Below are 14,905 nucleotides of genomic sequence, written 5' to 3'. Positions count from 1 at the left end.
GAGGAGGCACCCATGAAGATGTCAGCGGCCGTGCTCTGGAACGTCCACGGTGATTGGAGCATCGAAGAGGTCGATCTTGATCCGCCGCGCGAGGGCGAGGTGCTGGTCTCCTTCGAGGCCACCGGTCTGTGCCATTCCGACCATCACCCGCGAACCGGGGACTTCCCCGCGCCGTTTCCGTTCATCGGTGGTCACGAGGGTGCCGGGATTGTGCAGGAGGTCGGCCCCGGGGTTCGGGACCTCAAGCCCGGCGATCACGTCGTCGCCTCCTTCCTGCCGGCCTGCGGGAAATGTCGGTGGTGCGCCACCGGACACCAGAATCTGTGCGACCTCGGCGCCATGCTCCTCAACGGAACACAGTTGGACGGCACCTACCGCCGCCACATCGGCGACCAGGATGTCAGCGTGGCGCTGCTGCTGGGCACCTTCGCGCAGTACGGCGTCGTCTCCGAAGCATCGGTCGTGAAGATCGATGACGACCTGCCGCTGTCCCGGGCCTGCCTCATCGGCTGCGGTATCACCACCGGATGGGGTTCGGCGGTCAACACTGCCGACGTGCGCCCCGGCGACACCGTCGTGGTGATCGGCTGCGGCGGCGTCGGTAGCGGCGCGATCCAGGGGGCGCGGCTCGCCGGCGCCGAGCGGATCATCGCCGTGGACATCGTGGAGGACAAGCGCGACAAGGTGACCGTGTTCGGCGCCACGCACTTCGCGACGTCGATGGCCGAAGCCACCGCGCTCGTCGCCGAGCTGACCCGCGGGGTGATGGCCGACTCGGCGATCCTCACCGTGGGACTGGTCGAGGGTCCGATGATCGGGCAGGCACTCGACCTGATCCGCAAGGGCGGCGCCGTCGTACTGACCGGCATCGCGGCGGCCACCGACATCACGCCGGTGCTGCCGATGTCGATGTTCACCCTGTTCCAGAAGCGGCTGCTGGGCAGCCTTTACGGCGAGGCCAATCCGCGTGCCGACATCCCGCGACTGCTCAGCCTGTACCGGCAGGGACAGCTGTTACTCGACGAGACCGTCACCGCCGAATACAAACTCAACGACATCAACGAGGCGTTCGACGACATGCTCGCCGGCCGCAATTTCCGCGGCGTCATCATTCACGATCACTGACCTCACCGCAGCGGCCACGCGGCCACCACCTCCAAGACGCAGGCTGTACCGGTGACAGTGGCAAGTAGGACGATTCCCGCAACGCGGATCAGGGTGTGCACCATGTCATCGATGACACCCGCCGATCCAGTTCAGGTCCAATGGTTTCCTGCGATGGATTCCATCAGCCCAATTCATAGCCCTCCCGCGACACCTTGAAGTAGTGCCCGGTATAGGTGTCGCTGCAGGTGATCCCGGTGGTCTTGCTATAGCAGACCAGCGTGCCGTCCGAGATCGACCTGCCGTAGGCGAGCGTCTGCTCGGGCACCGGCATCGACTGGCCGTAGCAATCGAAGCGGGCCGGCAGGGCCTGCTCGAGGCGGAACCGGCTGCCCCAGTCGAGATGGCAGGTATCGGGCCGGGGTGGCGCCACCCAGTACTTCTGGGCGATGGCGCAGGTCACCGAAACGGCACCGTCGATGTGATGTCCCATGTAGCAGGTGATGTTGGTCGACGGCGACTGGAAGGCCGCCGCTGCGGTGGCCGGCGCCGCGAAAGCCGTTGCGGCAACGACGATCGCTGCGAGCTTACTGCCCTTGTTCTGCATGGCTGTCCCTTTGTCTGGTGAGCCCCGGAGCGGGGCTGCTTGAGACAAAGAATGGGCGCGGCGCCTTGATGGAATCTTGGCGCCGCGCCCTTTTTTGAAGACGGGGTCAGAGACGCTCGATGATGGTGACGTTGGCAGTGCCGCCGCCCTCGCACATCGTCTGCAGGCCGTACCGGCCGCCGGTGCGCTCCAACGTGTTCAGCATGGTCGCGAACAGTTTGGCGCCGGTCGCACCGAGCGGGTGCCCAAGGGCGATGGCGCCGCCACTCGGATTCACCTTGGCCGGGTCGGCACCGGTCTCCTTCAGCCACGCCTGAACGACGGGGGCGAACGCCTCGTTGATCTCGACGGTGTCGATGTCCTCGATCTTCAGCCCCGTCTTCTGCAATGCGTAGTGGGTGGCCGGGATCGGACCGGTGAGCATGTACACCGGGTCGGCGCCGCGGGCACTGATGTGATGGATGCGGGCACGGGGCTTGAGGCCGTGCGTCTTGACCGCGTCCTCCGAGGCCAGCAGCACCGCGCTGGCTCCGTCGGAGATCTGGCTGGCCATCGCCGCGGTGAGGCGGCCACCTTCGACGAGCGTCTTCAGCCCGGCCATCTTCTCCAGCGAGGTTTCGCGGGGGCCTTCGTCGGTGACGAACCCATCGACGGCGATGATCTCGTTCTCGAAGTACCCGGACCGGATGGCCTCCTGCGCGCGCTGGTGGCTGGTCAGCGCGAACCGCTCCATGTCCTCACGCGAGATGTCCCACTTCTCGGCGATCAGTTCGGAGCCACGGAACTGCGAGATCTCCTGGTCGCCGTAGCGATGCAGCCAACTCTTGGACTCGTTGGTGGGCGAGGTGAATCCGAACTGCTCGCCGACGATCATCGCCGAACTGATCGGGATCTGGCTCATGTTCTGCATGCCGCCGGCCACGATGACATCGGCAGTGCCGGACATGATCGCTTGTGCGCCAAAGGAAATAGCCTGCTGCGAGGAGCCGCACTGGCGGTCGACGGTGACGCCGGGTACCTCTTCGGGGTAACCGGCGGCCAGCCAGGACAGCCGGGCGATGTTGCCGGCCTGACCACCGATGGCGTCCACACAGCCGGCGATCACGTCGTCGACGGCGCTGGGATCCAGGTCGGTGCGGTCGAACAACCCGCGCCAGGCGGCCGCACCCAGATCGACGGGGTGCACGCCCGACAGCGATCCTCCACGCTTGCCGACCGCGGTGCGAACGGCATCGATGACGTAGGCCTCACCCATTACTGATCTCCTTCTTTCGTTGCCTGATGCTCTTCGCTGACGCTCATCGATATGCCGCCGAGAACGATGGCGAGGTACTCCCGGCCGACTTCCTCGGCCGTCAGGGGCCCGCCCGGTTGGTACCAGCGGACCGACACCCAGGTGGTATCGCGGATGAAGCGGTAGACCAGGTCCACGTCGAGATCGGGCCGCAACGACCCGTCGGCGATGCCCTGGTTCAGCAGATCCAGCCACATGCTGCGCTGCTCGCGGTTGCGCTTGTCGACGAAGGCGAACTGCGGCAGCGCCGACAGCCGCTTGGCCTCGTCCTGATAGATGACCACCTGCGCGTGCCGGTGCTCGATCGCTTCGAAGGAAGCCAGGAACAGCCCTTTGAGCCGGTCCAGCGGGCTGGCCTCGGTGGCCGCGATCTGTTCATACTTGGCGAACAACCAGTCCAGAAAGTCCCGCAGGACCTCTTCGACCATTTGTTCTTTGGACTTGAAATGGTGGTACAGGCTGCCCGAGAGGATGCCTGCGGAGTCGGCGATGTCGCGGACGGTGGTCGCTTTCAGGCCACGCTCCGCGAACATGGTGGCGGCAAGCTCAAGGAGCTCGTCACGCCTGCTCGCCGGCTGACTGGGCGGATCCGTCGCCATCACTGCAGCATAGCAACCAAGCGCTTGCTAGGTCGAATGTGTGGTGCTCGGCACTCACACCGCAGCGCCGGTCACCGTGACACTCACCGCGGACGCCCCGTCCTCTGCCGCGATGACGAGCTTGGTCGCGTTGGGCCCCGACACCACATGCCCACCGGTGACGGTCACCTGGTAACCGTTCGGGTACTGCACGGCCGGGACGGAAATGGTGGTCAGCGCACCCTCGCCGAAGTTGCCGGAGCCGTCCGCCTTCGCGGTGGAGTACTCGAACGCAAGCATGCCGTCGGCGTAGGACCATTTCTTCGGGGTGCCGGACACCGCCTGCGGATACGGCGCAGAAAGGATCGCCAGATTGCCGGTGTTGACGTTGTCACCGGTCGGCGGCTGCTCCGGGTCGTAGACGAGCGCCTCGCCGTCATGCGTTCCGCTGGTAGTGATGTCGCCCTTGCCGGTGTAGGCCCACACGGCCCAGCTCATCAGGTAGCTGTCCCCGGCACGCATCTGTTTGGTCAGATCCCCCTTGGCGCTGGTGGCCCCGAACTCGTTCATGAAAGCCGGTATCCCGTGGTGCGCCGCGTAGTTGTGCGCGCCGCGGGCCAGCGCCTTGGCGATATAGCCGCACAGCGCGGACAGACTCGATCCGCCGCAGTAATCATGAAATGCCAGAACAACATTCGGGTCATCGACCGTGCCGAGACTGGTGGGGAAGCCGAGGATGTCCAAGATTTCGGACACCGCCGGGTTCGCAGGTTCGATGTACACCGGCGTGGTCGGGTTGACGGCCCGGATTGCCGAGATCACCTGGTTGTAGAACGGGGTCAACTGCTGATATCCGAAGAAGGGACTGCCGAGCAGGGTCGGCAGCCAGGAGAAGCCCGGGAACGGCTCGTTGATCACGTCGTAGCCGATCACCGCGGTGTTGCCACTGAAATAGCTCGCGACGTTCTCCCACATCTGGGCGTAGGCATCCTGCAGGCCCAGCCCCGTCGGCGACCCGGCGTTGTTCCAGAACTGGGTCCAGGCATGGTTCATCGCGAGATTCAGGTAGTAGCTGCCGGGGAAACCGAAGTTCTGGTTGGGCAACCCGCCGGTCTGGGTCGCCCATTCCGGGGCGCCCTCGCCGGCGAACGTGCCGCCGTACAGGTCCTGGTGCATGTCCAGCAAGGTGTAGATGCCGTGGTCGGCCAGCATCTGCACGGTCTGTTTGAGCGAAGCCAGGTAGGTGGTGTCATACTCGCCGGGCTCGGGTTCCACTGCCTCCCAGATGACGCCGAGGCGCACCACGTTGAATCCGTTGGCAGCCAGAAACTCCGCGTCGTCCTCGCTGAACCCACTGGCGGCCGGCTCGAACGGTGCCAGCTTGTACACCTGGTTGACGCCATGCAAGAGGACGACCTGGCCATCGCTATTGGTGATCCAGGTCCCGGTGGTCGACAGTCCCCCAACCGACGCCGCAATGGCGCTCCCCGATGCTCCGAAATGCCCTACGTCACCGTGTGTTCCGAGGAGGCCCGCGTTGCCACCTGCCCCGCCGAGCGCGGGCAGGCCGGTCGGTTCGCCGCCGACACCGCTGTCGCCCGCGTCGCCACCGTCGCCCCCGCTGCCGAGCACGCGAGCGCCGTCACCGCCGTTTCCGCCTCTGCCGCCGTCGATCCCATCTCCGCCGTCGCCACCCAGGCCGCCGATCCCGAACAACAGACCGGACCCGTCACCGCCCTTGCCGCCGGCGCCACCCGTCGTTCCGGTGCCGCCGTCACCACCGCCGCCACCGATTCCCAGGAGCACGCCACCCGTTCCGCCGCGACCACCGGTCGCTCCGGCACCGCCGTCACCGCCCGCTCCGCCGTCGCCGAGCAACCCGGCTTTACCGCCTGCACCGCCGGCGTGTCCGGCGACCGTGCTGGTCCAGCCCGCGCCGCCGTCGCCGAGCAGCCAGCCACCCGCGCCGCCGTCGGGATGTTCGGCGGTGCCCGCCGCGCCGTCCCCGATGACGTACGAGCCGGCGACGCTGTTGACGACGCCGTTGACCTGGTGCCCGAGTTCGGTGCCGATCCAGGCCTCGGCCACGGTGTGCACGGGTGTGTAGACGAAACGCCGGAACATGCCGACGGGCGACGTGGGAACCGGCCCCGTCGCAACGACCTGCACCGCATGCACGGCGGCCGCAGCGACGGTGCTTACGCCGTTGACGATCACCCGTATCTCGCGCGCGGCACCGGCGACGACCGACTGGACCAGACCGACGACCGCGGGCACCTTGGGCGCCGCGGTGCCGCCCGCCGTCGCGAGCGGCATCGCGGTTGCGGAAACCTTCTGGGCCACCGACTCTTTGGCCACGGGTGCGGCGGTGACGGCGGGCGCCGGTGTCGAGTCGGCAGCCTTGGCGACCGTCGACCGGCGGCGGTGCGCCGGCTTGGCCGCCGGGGCATCGGAGTCTGCGGCGGCCTGTACCGCGGCCGTCGCCGACTCGCGGGTGTCGGTGACGCGACTCTTCTTCTTGCGATGCGGTTTTGCGGTGGGCTTGACCGAATTATTTTCCGCAGCAGCCTCATTGGAAGAATGAGCGCTCGCCGAGGATGTTCCCGTGTCCGAACCGGCCGGGGTCTCCGCCGTGGCCACGCCTGCGCCGGCCAGCATGGCTGCCGAGACACCTGCCGTCACGAGCCCGGCACCTACCCACGCCGATACCTGTTGCATGAAATCGGACGCTAACTCACATCGTCGCGGAAATCTGCGAAATTGTCAGGCGCGCTGGCTCGACACCGAGATGATCTCGCCGGTCAGGTAGCTGGAGTAGTCACTGGCGAGGAAGGCGATGGTGGTCGCGATCTCCCACGGTTCGGCGGCGCGGCCGAAGGCTTCATCGCCCGCGAGCCTGTCGAGCAGTTCCGCCGACGATGTCTTCTCCAGGAACTTGTGCCGGGCGATGCTCGGCGACACCGCATTGATCCGCACTCCGTATTCGACGGCTTCGATTGCGCTGCAACGGGTCAGCGCCATCACGCCGGCCTTGGCCGCCGCGTAGTGCGACTGCGAGTGCTGAGCGCGCCAGCCGAGCACGCTGGCGTTGTTGACGATGACGCCGCCGTGCGGGGCATCGCGGAAGTACCGCAACGCGGCCCGGGTGGCGCGCATGACCGAGGTGAGCGTGACGTTGAGGACGCGGTCCCATTCGTCGTCGGTCATGTCGATCACCGGGGTCTGACCGCCGAGTCCGGCGTTGTTGACCAGCACATCGATCCGGCCGGCCTTCTCCACCGCGCCGGTGATCAGCGCGTCGACGGCCTCGGTGGAAGTGACGTCGCAGACCACGGCGTCGACCTTGCCCAGCCCGAGGGCCGCCAGTTCGTCGCGGGTCTCGTTCAGGCGGCGCTCGTGGAAGTCGGACACCACGACGTCGGCACCCTCCACCAGCGCCCGACGTGCCGTCGTCGATCCGATCCCGGTGCCGGCGGCGGCGGTCACCAGGACCACCTTGCCCTTCAGAAGTCCGTGGCCCTCAATCTCTTTCGGAGCGTCGGCGAGACTCATCCCTTTGCCTCTCGGGGTAGGCCGAGCACCCGCTCGGCGATGATGTTGCGCTGAATCTCGTTGGATCCGCCGTAGATGGTGTCAGAGCGGGAGAACAGGTACAGCCGCTGCCATTCGTCGAACTCGCCGTCATCCAGCGTGAGTCCAGCGGTGCCCTGCACATCCATCGCGATCTCGCCGAGCTCACGATGCCAGTTGGCCCACAACAGTTTCGAGACGTTATCTTGCCCCGGTTGTTCCACATCCATGGTGGCCAGGGCGTAGGACCGCATCGCCTTCAATCCGATCCAGGACCGGGTGAGCCGCTCGCGGATCAGTGGGTCGTCGGCTGCGCCAGTGCGCTTGGCGAGCTCTACCAGGTTGGAATGCTCACGGGCGTAACGGATCTGCTGACCGAGCGTGGACACTCCGCGCTCGAAGGTCAGCGTGCCCATCGCCACCCGCCAACCGTCGCCGGGCTGCCCGACCACCAGCGAGGCGTCGGTGCGGGCGTCATCGAAGAACACTTCGTTGAATTCGGAGTCACCGGTCAGCTGAATGATCGGCCTGACCTCGACGCCGGGCTGGTCCAGGGGCACCAGTAGATAGGACAGCCCCGCATGCCGCTTGGAACCCTTCTCGGAGCGGGCCACCACGAAGCACCACTGCGCCCAGTGCGCCAGCGACGTCCACACCTTCTGGCCGTTGATGATCCAGTCATCGCCGTCGAGGGTCGCCGTCGTCGCCACATTGGCCAGGTCACTGCCGGCGCCGGGTTCGGAGTAGCCCTGGCTCCAAAGTTCGGTGACGTCGAGGATCTTGGGCAGGAACCGCTGCTGTTGTTCGGGGGTGCCGTAGGCGATGAGCGTGGGCCCGAGCAGTTCCTCACCAAAGTGGTTGACCTTGTCGGGAGCGTCGGCCTTGGCGTATTCCTCGTAGAACGCGACCCGGTGGGCGACGGTCAGTCCGCGGCCGCCGTGCTCCTCGGGCCAGCCCAGGCAGGTCAGCCCGGCGGCGGCCAGATGCTGGTTCCACGCGCGACGCTCTTCGAACGCCTCGTGCTCGCGACCCGGGCCGCCGAGGCCCTTGAGCGCTGCGTATTCGCCGACGAGATTATCGGCGAGCCATTGCCGGACCTCGGCCCGGAAGTCCTCGACCTCTATCACCCTTGTAGGCTAACCTACCAAGCACTTGCTTTGTTAGAGGAGCGTCGATGACGACCGACCCGCGGACCGTTCCAGCCGTGCTGGACCGTATTGCCGTGCAGCTTTCGGACCACGACGCGCTGGTCACGACCGATAAGAGCCTCACCTACGGACAGCTGCGCGACGAAGTACGCCAGGCCGCGGCCGCCATCATCGACCTGGGCGTGGTCGCGGGTGACCGCGTCGCCATATGGTCCCCCAACACCTGGCACTGGGTCGTCGCCGCCCTGGCAACGCACTACGCGGGCGCCGTCGTCGTGCCGCTGAATACGCGCTACACGGCCAGCGAGGCCGCCGACATCCTGGCCCGCACCGAGGCTCCTCTGCTGATCGCCGCCGGCGAGTTCCTCGGCGCCGACCGCACGGCGCAACTCGACCGCGATGCCCTGCCCGCGCTGCGCCACATCGTGCGGGTGCCCATCGACAAAGCAGACGGCACATGGGACGAGTTCGTGGCCCGCGGCGCCGATCTCGATGCCGTCGACGCGCGCGCGGCGGCGGTGCAACCCGACGACGTCTCCGACATCCTGTTCACTTCCGGCACCACCGGGCGCAGCAAGGGGGTGCGGTGCGCGCACCGGCAATCCCTGGATGCGTCGGCGGCCTGGGCGGCATGCGGTGAGGTCACCAGCGCCGACCGCTACCTGTGCATCAACCCGTTCTTCCACAACTTCGGGTTCAAGGCCGGCATCCTGGCCTGCCTGCAGACCGGCGCGACCCTGATTCCGCAGCTGACCTTCGACCCCGAGCAGGCGATGAAAGCCGTTGCCGAGCAGAAGATCACCGTGCTGCCCGGCCCGCCGACGATCTATCAGATGCTGCTGGATCACCCGCGGCGCGGCGACTACGACCTGAGCTCGCTGCGGTTCGCGGTGACCGGTGCCGCGGTGGTGCCGGTGGTGCTGATCGAACGGATGCAGTCCGAACTCGACATCGACGTCGTGCTGACCGCGTACGGCCTGACTGAGGGCAGCGGATTCGGCACCATGTGCCGCTCGTCGGACGATGCCGTCACCGTCGCCACCACGTGTGGCCGACCGATCGCGGATTTCGAACTGCGCCTTGCTGATTCCGGCGAGGTACTGCTGCGCGGCCCGAACGTCATGCTGGGCTACCTGGATGACCCGGACGCCACCGCGGTTGCCATCGATTCCGACGGCTGGTTGCACACCGGCGATATCGGCACCCTGGACGCAGCGGGCAACCTGACCATCACCGACCGGCTCAAAGACATGTACATCTGCGGCGGATTCAACGTGTACCCCGCCGAGATCGAACAGGTGCTGGCCCGGTTGGACGGTGTCGCCGACTCGGCGGTGATCGGCGTTCCCGACGACAGGCTCGGCGAGGTCGGCAAGGCCTTCGTGGTGCTCAAGCCCGGCACCGCACTCGATGAGACGGCCGTGATCGCCTACGCACGCGAACATCTGGCGAACTTCAAGGCACCACGTTCGGTGGTGTTCCTCGATGTTCTGCCGCGTAACCCAGGAGGCAAAGTGGTCAAACCACAACTGCGAGAGACGATCTGATGGACCTGAATTTCGATGAGGGAACCGAGGAGTTCCGGGCCGAGGTCCGCGAATTCCTGACGGCCAACCGGGAGTCCTTCCCGACGAAGTCCTACGACACCCTCGAAGGCTTCGAACAGCACAGGGTCTGGGACAAGGTGCTTTTCGACGCAGGCCTGTCGGTGATCGCCTGGCCGAAGGAGTACGGCGGCCGCGACGCGACCCTGCTCCAATGGGTCGCGTTCGAAGAGGAGTACTTTCGCGCCGGAGCTCCCGGGCGGGCGAGTGCCAACGGCACCTCGATGCTGGCCCCCACCCTGTTCGCGCACGGCACCAAGGAACAGCTGGACCGGGTTCTGCCGAAAATGGCCAGCGGTGAAGAGATCTGGGCCCAGGCCTGGTCCGAGCCGGAGTCGGGCAGCGACCTCGCCTCCCTGCGGTCGACCGCCACCAGGGTCGACGGCGGCTGGAAGCTCAACGGGCAGAAGATCTGGAGTTCGCGTGCCCCGTTCGGTGAGCGCGGCTTCGGCCTGTTCCGCTCGGACCCGGAAGCTCAACGGCACAAGGGCCTGACCTACTTCATGTTCGACCTGAAGGCAGACGGCATCACCGTGCGTCCCATCGCGCAACTCGGCGGCGACACCGGCTTCGGCGAGGTCTTCCTCGACGACGTTTTCGCGCCGGACGAAGACGTCATCGGCGAGGTCAACGAGGGCTGGCGCGCCGCGATGAGCACGTCCAGCAACGAGCGCGGCATGTCGCTGCGCAGCCCGGCCCGCTTCCTGGCGCCCGCGGAACGACTGGTCGCGCAATGGAAGTCGAACCCGGACCCGGTTTTCACCGATCGGGTGGCCGATGCGTGGATCAAGGCGCAGGCCTACCGGCTGCACACTTTCGGGACCGTAACCCGGCTGGCCGGTGGTGGCGAACTCGGCGCGGAATCGTCGGTCACCAAGGTGTTCTGGTCGGACCTCGATGTCGCACTGCACCAGACCGCCCTGGACCTGCGTGGCGCCGACGCTGAGATCGTCGACCACTGGACCGAGGGGCTGCTGTTCGCCCTGGGCGGACCGATCTATGCGGGTACCAACGAGATTCAGCGCAACATCATCGCCGAGCGTCTGCTGGGCTTGCCGAGAGAGCCGAAATGAATTTCGAGATTGACGAACAGCAGCGTGATTTCGCGTCCAGCATCGACGCCGCACTGAGCGCTGCCGACGTACCCGCCGCGGTGCGCGCATGGGCCGCCGGCGACACCGCCGCCGGCCGCAAGGTGTGGGCCCAGCTGGCCGACCTCGGCGTGACTGCCCTCCTGGTCCCCGAAAAGTACGACGGTATCGACGCGCATCCGGTGGACCTGGTGGTCGCCCTGGAACGTCTCGGCTACTGGGCGGTCCCCGGACCCGTCACCGAATCCATTGCGGTGGCGCCGATCCTGCTGGCAGATGACGAACGAGCCGCCGCGCTGGCAGCCGGCGAGCTGATCGCCACCGTCGCCCTGCCGCCGTCGGTTCCGCGGGCGGTCAACGCCGACGTCGCCGGCCTGACGCTGCTGGCCGCCGACGGTCAGGTGTCCGACGCATCCGCCGGCGCCGCACACGACTCCGTTGATCCCACCCGGAAACTGTTCGACGTGACCGCATCCGGAGCCGCACGCCCGGCTGACACGGCCCGCGCCTACGAGTTCGGCGTGCTGGCCACCGCCGCACAACTGGTCGGAGCGGGGCAGGCGATGCTCGACCAGTCGGTCGAATACGCCAAGCAGCGCACCCAGTTCGGCCGGATCATCGGCTCCTACCAGGCACTCAAGCACAAGCTGGCCGACGTGCACATCGCCGTCGAACTGGCCCGGCCGTTGGTGTACGGCGCGGCCCTGGCATTGGCCGAGGGTTCGCCGGACACCGCGCGGGATATCAGCGCCGCCAAGGTGGCCGCCGCCGATGCCGCACTGCTGGCCGCCCGCAACTCGTTGCAGACCCACGGCGCCATCGGGTTCACCCAGGAGCACGACCTGTCGCTGCTACTGCTTCGGGTGCAGGCGCTGCGCTCGGCGTGGGGCGACCCCACCCTGCATCGACGCCGACTGCTGGAGGCTTTGTAGACCATGAGTGAAGAACGCGAACTGCTGCGCACCACCGTCGCCGCACTGGTCGACAAACACGCCGGACCGGAAGCCGTTCGCGCGGCGATGGAATCCGAGCGCGGTTACGACGAGGCGCTGTGGAAGCTGCTGTGCGAACAGGTCGGTGCGGCCGCTCTGGTCGTGCCGGAGGATCTCGGCGGCGCCGGCGGCGAATTGGCCGACGCCGCTGTGGTTCTGGAAGAACTCGGTAAGGCACTGGTGCCCACGCCACTGCTGGGGACCACCTTCGCCGAGTTGGCCTTGCTGGCCGTCGACGCGCATGAGCCGCTGGAGGGACTGGCCGAAGGCACCGCGATAGGCACCGTCGTCTTCGATCCCGACTTCGTGATCAACGGCGAAATCGCCGACGTGGTGATCGCGTCCGACGGCACCGAGCTGACCCGCTGGGACACGTTCACCACCGAGGCCAAGCCCACCATGGACCTGACCCGGCGGCTGTCGGCAGTCACCCCGGGTGAGACCACGGCTCTCGGCGCTGACCCCGGGCTGGCCGACTACGCCGCCCTGCTGATGGCGGCAGAACAGATCGGCGCGGCGGCTCGTGCGCTGGACCTGACGGTCGCCTACACCAAGGACCGCGTGCAATTCGGCCGGCCGATCGGCAGTTTCCAGGCCCTCAAGCACCGGATGGCCGACCTGTACGTGCAGGTGTCCGCTTCGCGGGCAGTGGTCTACGAGGCGATCGCCGAACCCACGCCCGCCTCCGCGGCGCTGGCCCGGGTCCTGGCCAGCGAGACACTGTCGGCGGTGACGGCCGAGGCCGTCCAGATGCACGGCGGAATCGCCATCACCTGGGAGCACGACATCCAGCTGTACTTCAAGCGGGCGCACGGCAGCGCGCAGCTGCTCGGTCCCCCGCGAGAGCACCTGCGCAGGCTCGAAGCCGAGGTGTTCTAGCGTGAACGGGTGACCAATCCCGTGGCGCTGCGTGCCGGTATCCCGCCGTTCTACGTGATGGACGTCTGGCTGGCGGCCGCGGAGCGGCAGCGCACCCACGGAGATCTGGTCAACCTGTCCGCCGGGCAGCCCAGCGCGCAGGCCCCCGCCCCGGTACGGGCGGCGGCGGCCGACGCCTTGGAGAACCACAACCTCGGCTACACCGTGGCACTGGGCATTCCGGAACTCCGCGAGGCCATCGCCGCGTCATATCGGCGTTCGTACGGCATCGAGGTCGACGCGGACGCCGTGGTCGTCACCACGGGCTCCACCGGCGGATTCCTGCTGGCGTTCCTGTCGTGTTTCGACGTGGGCGACCGCGTCGCGGTGACCAGCCCCGGTTACCCGTGCTACCGCAACATCCTGTCCGCGTTGGGCTGCGACGTGGTCGAGGTGCCGTGCGGACCCGAGACCCGATTCCAGCCGACTGTAGCCATGCTGGCGGCCCTCGATCCGTCGGTGAAAGGCCTGATCATCGCCAGCCCGGCCAACCCGACGGGGACCGTGATCGCCCCGGCCGATCTGGCGGCGATCGCCACCTGGTGCGACGCCAACAGCGTGCAGCTGGTCAGCGACGAGATCTACCACGGTCTGGTGTACCCGGGTGCGCCGGCCACCAGTTGTGCGTGGGAGACCTCGCGTAATGCCGTTGTGGTGAACAGCTTTTCGAAGTATTTCGCCATGACGGGCTGGCGGCTGGGCTGGCTGCTGGTGCCCGAGCCGCTGCGCCGCGCCGTCGACTGCCTGACCGGGAACTTTTCCATCTGCCCGCCGACACTGCCGCAGCTGGCTGCGGTCGCGGCGTTCGAGCCCGAGTCCCTGGCGACGGCCAACGCCCTGGTGCAGGACTACACCGTGAACCGGGACCTGTTGCTGCGCGGCCTGCCCGCCATCGGACTGGACCGTCTCGCGCCCGCCGACGGCGCGTTCTACGTCTACGCCGACATCTCCCGGTACTCCGACGACTCCCTGGCATTCTGCGCGAAGTTGTTGGCCGACACCGGAGTGGCCATCGCGCCGGGTGTCGACTTCGACACCGTGCACGGCGGGTCGTTCGTCCGGCTGTCCTTCGCCGGCGCGGCAGCCGACATCGACGAGGCACTTACCCGGATGGGGCCCTGGCTACGCTGACTCGCCGAGCTTGTCGGTGGCGGCGCGTATCGTCGTCCTCATGTTCGAAAGTTTGTTCGAATTCGATGCCGACGCCGATGAAGCGGTCCTGCGCGCCGCGGTCGAACGCTTCGAGCATCTCAAGGCCGCCGCCGCGGCAGCACAGGCCCGCGCCACCGAAGCCTGGGCCACCAAACGCCACGCCACCGAAGCAGCCGCAGGCGTCTCGACGAACAAACGCGGCCGCGGACTGGCCACCGAAGTGGCCCTGGCCCGCCACGACGCACCTGTGCGCGGCGGTCGCCACCTCGGACTGGCCACCRCCCTGGTCCGCGAAATGCCCCACACCCTGGCCGCCCTGGAATCCGGCGTGCTCAACGAATGGCGCGCCACCCTCATCGTCAAAGAGTCGGCCTGCCTGTCGGTGCCGGACCGCCGCCAACTGGACGCCGAGTTGTGCAGCGATACGTCGCGGCTCGAAGGCTGGGGTGACCGACGCATCGCCGCCGAAGCCCGCAAGATCGTCATCCGCCTCGACCTGGCCGCCGTCATCGACCGCAACGCCAACGCAACCAAAGACCGGTGCGTCTGGATCCGCCCGGCACCCGACACCATGGTGTATGTGACGGCGTTACTCCCTGTTGCCCAAGGCGTCGCGGTCTACGCCACCCTCAAACGCGAGGCCGACACCACCTGCGACGGCCGGACTCGGGGCCAGGTCATGGCCGACACGGTGGTGCAACGCATCACCGGCCGCCCCGCCGAACAACCCGCCCCGATCGCACTGCACCTCGTGATGGCCGACACCACCCTCGCCGGCGACGACGACGAACCCGCCTGGCTCGACGGCTACGGACCCGTGCCCGCCGGGTTCGCCTGCACCCTCGTC

The 14,905-nt window shown here is 67.4% G+C and carries 13 protein-coding genes; 7 read left to right on the top strand and 6 right to left on the bottom strand.

Going from position 1 to position 14,905, the window contains the following annotated elements; genetic code table 11:
- Positions 1-12 precede the first annotated feature (12 nt).
- Positions 13-1,125, top strand: a complete 1,113-nt coding sequence (locus tag AC1DY7_RS15295) for an NDMA-dependent alcohol dehydrogenase (protein ID WP_477494554.1) — start codon at positions 13-15, stop codon at positions 1,123-1,125.
- Between the two features lie 163 nt (positions 1,126-1,288).
- Here the strand turns inward: AC1DY7_RS15295 and AC1DY7_RS15290 are convergent, their stop codons facing one another.
- The 6 genes from AC1DY7_RS15290 to ipdE1 all read right to left on the bottom strand — a co-directional run bounded on the left by AC1DY7_RS15290 (position 1,289) and on the right by ipdE1 (position 8,280).
- On the bottom strand, positions 1,289-1,711 hold the full coding sequence (locus tag AC1DY7_RS15290) for a DUF6636 domain-containing protein (RefSeq protein WP_477494553.1): 423 nt from the start codon (positions 1,709-1,711) through the stop codon (positions 1,289-1,291).
- Between the two features lie 106 nt (positions 1,712-1,817).
- Positions 1,818-2,966: a steroid 3-ketoacyl-CoA thiolase FadA6 gene (gene fadA6, locus AC1DY7_RS15285; protein ID WP_477494552.1), complete on the bottom strand. Its 1,149-nt coding sequence runs from the start codon at positions 2,964-2,966 to the stop codon at positions 1,818-1,820.
- On the bottom strand, positions 2,966-3,604 hold the full coding sequence (locus tag AC1DY7_RS15280) for a TetR/AcrR family transcriptional regulator (RefSeq protein ID WP_477494551.1): 639 nt from the start codon (positions 3,602-3,604) through the stop codon (positions 2,966-2,968). The genes fadA6 and AC1DY7_RS15280 overlap by 1 nt, the downstream gene beginning before the upstream one ends.
- A 54-nt stretch (positions 3,605-3,658) precedes the next feature.
- Complete coding sequence (locus AC1DY7_RS15275; protein ID WP_477494550.1) at positions 3,659-6,301, bottom strand: cellulase family glycosylhydrolase; 2,643 nt, start codon at positions 6,299-6,301, stop codon at positions 3,659-3,661.
- A gap of 45 nt (positions 6,302-6,346) precedes the next feature.
- Positions 6,347-7,135 (bottom strand): (5R,7aS)-5-hydroxy-7a-methyl-1-oxo-2,3,5,6,7,7a-hexahydro-1H-indene-carboxyl-CoA reductase, encoded by a 789-nt coding sequence (gene ipdF / locus AC1DY7_RS15270; RefSeq protein ID WP_477494549.1) that lies wholly within the window; start codon positions 7,133-7,135, stop codon positions 6,347-6,349.
- Positions 7,132-8,280 (bottom strand): acyl-CoA dehydrogenase IpdE1, encoded by a 1,149-nt coding sequence (ipdE1, locus tag AC1DY7_RS15265; RefSeq protein ID WP_477494548.1) that lies wholly within the window; start codon positions 8,278-8,280, stop codon positions 7,132-7,134. The genes ipdF and ipdE1 overlap by 4 nt, the downstream gene beginning before the upstream one ends.
- 47 nt (positions 8,281-8,327) lie before the next feature.
- Here ipdE1 and fadD3 point away from each other — a divergent pair, with 47 nt between their 5' ends.
- From fadD3 to AC1DY7_RS15235, 6 genes are all read left to right on the top strand, one after another.
- Positions 8,328-9,848 carry a 3-((3aS,4S,7aS)-7a-methyl-1,5-dioxo-octahydro-1H-inden-4-yl)propanoate--CoA ligase FadD3 gene (gene fadD3 / locus AC1DY7_RS15260; RefSeq protein ID WP_477494547.1) on the top strand — a complete coding sequence of 507 codons (1,521 nt, stop codon included), beginning with the start codon at positions 8,328-8,330 and terminating at the stop codon, positions 9,846-9,848.
- Positions 9,848-10,978, top strand: coding sequence for an acyl-CoA dehydrogenase family protein (locus tag AC1DY7_RS15255; RefSeq protein WP_477494546.1), 1,131 nt, complete (start codon positions 9,848-9,850; stop codon positions 10,976-10,978). The genes fadD3 and AC1DY7_RS15255 overlap by 1 nt, the downstream gene beginning before the upstream one ends.
- The gene (locus AC1DY7_RS15250; RefSeq protein ID WP_477494545.1) at positions 10,975-11,928 is read left to right on the top strand and encodes an acyl-CoA dehydrogenase family protein; all 954 of its coding nucleotides are present in this window, start codon (positions 10,975-10,977) and stop codon (positions 11,926-11,928) included. The genes AC1DY7_RS15255 and AC1DY7_RS15250 overlap by 4 nt, the downstream gene beginning before the upstream one ends.
- A 3-nt stretch (positions 11,929-11,931) precedes the next feature.
- A complete protein-coding gene (ipdE2, locus tag AC1DY7_RS15245; protein ID WP_477494544.1) occupies positions 11,932-12,867 on the top strand; it encodes an acyl-CoA dehydrogenase IpdE2 in 936 nt (311 codons plus the stop codon).
- A gap of 9 nt (positions 12,868-12,876) precedes the next feature.
- Positions 12,877-14,037, top strand: a complete 1,161-nt coding sequence (locus AC1DY7_RS15240) for a pyridoxal phosphate-dependent aminotransferase (RefSeq protein ID WP_477494543.1) — start codon at positions 12,877-12,879, stop codon at positions 14,035-14,037.
- A 40-nt stretch (positions 14,038-14,077) separates the two neighbouring features.
- Positions 14,078-14,905: DUF222 domain-containing protein (locus tag AC1DY7_RS15235; protein ID WP_477494542.1), on the top strand; the 828-nt coding region annotated here is incomplete at its 3' end.

The organism is Mycobacterium sp. P2_H7 (genome assembly GCF_056403275.1).
Note: the sequence above shows the minus strand (reverse complement) of the source record. Positions and strands in the feature narration are given on the sequence as shown.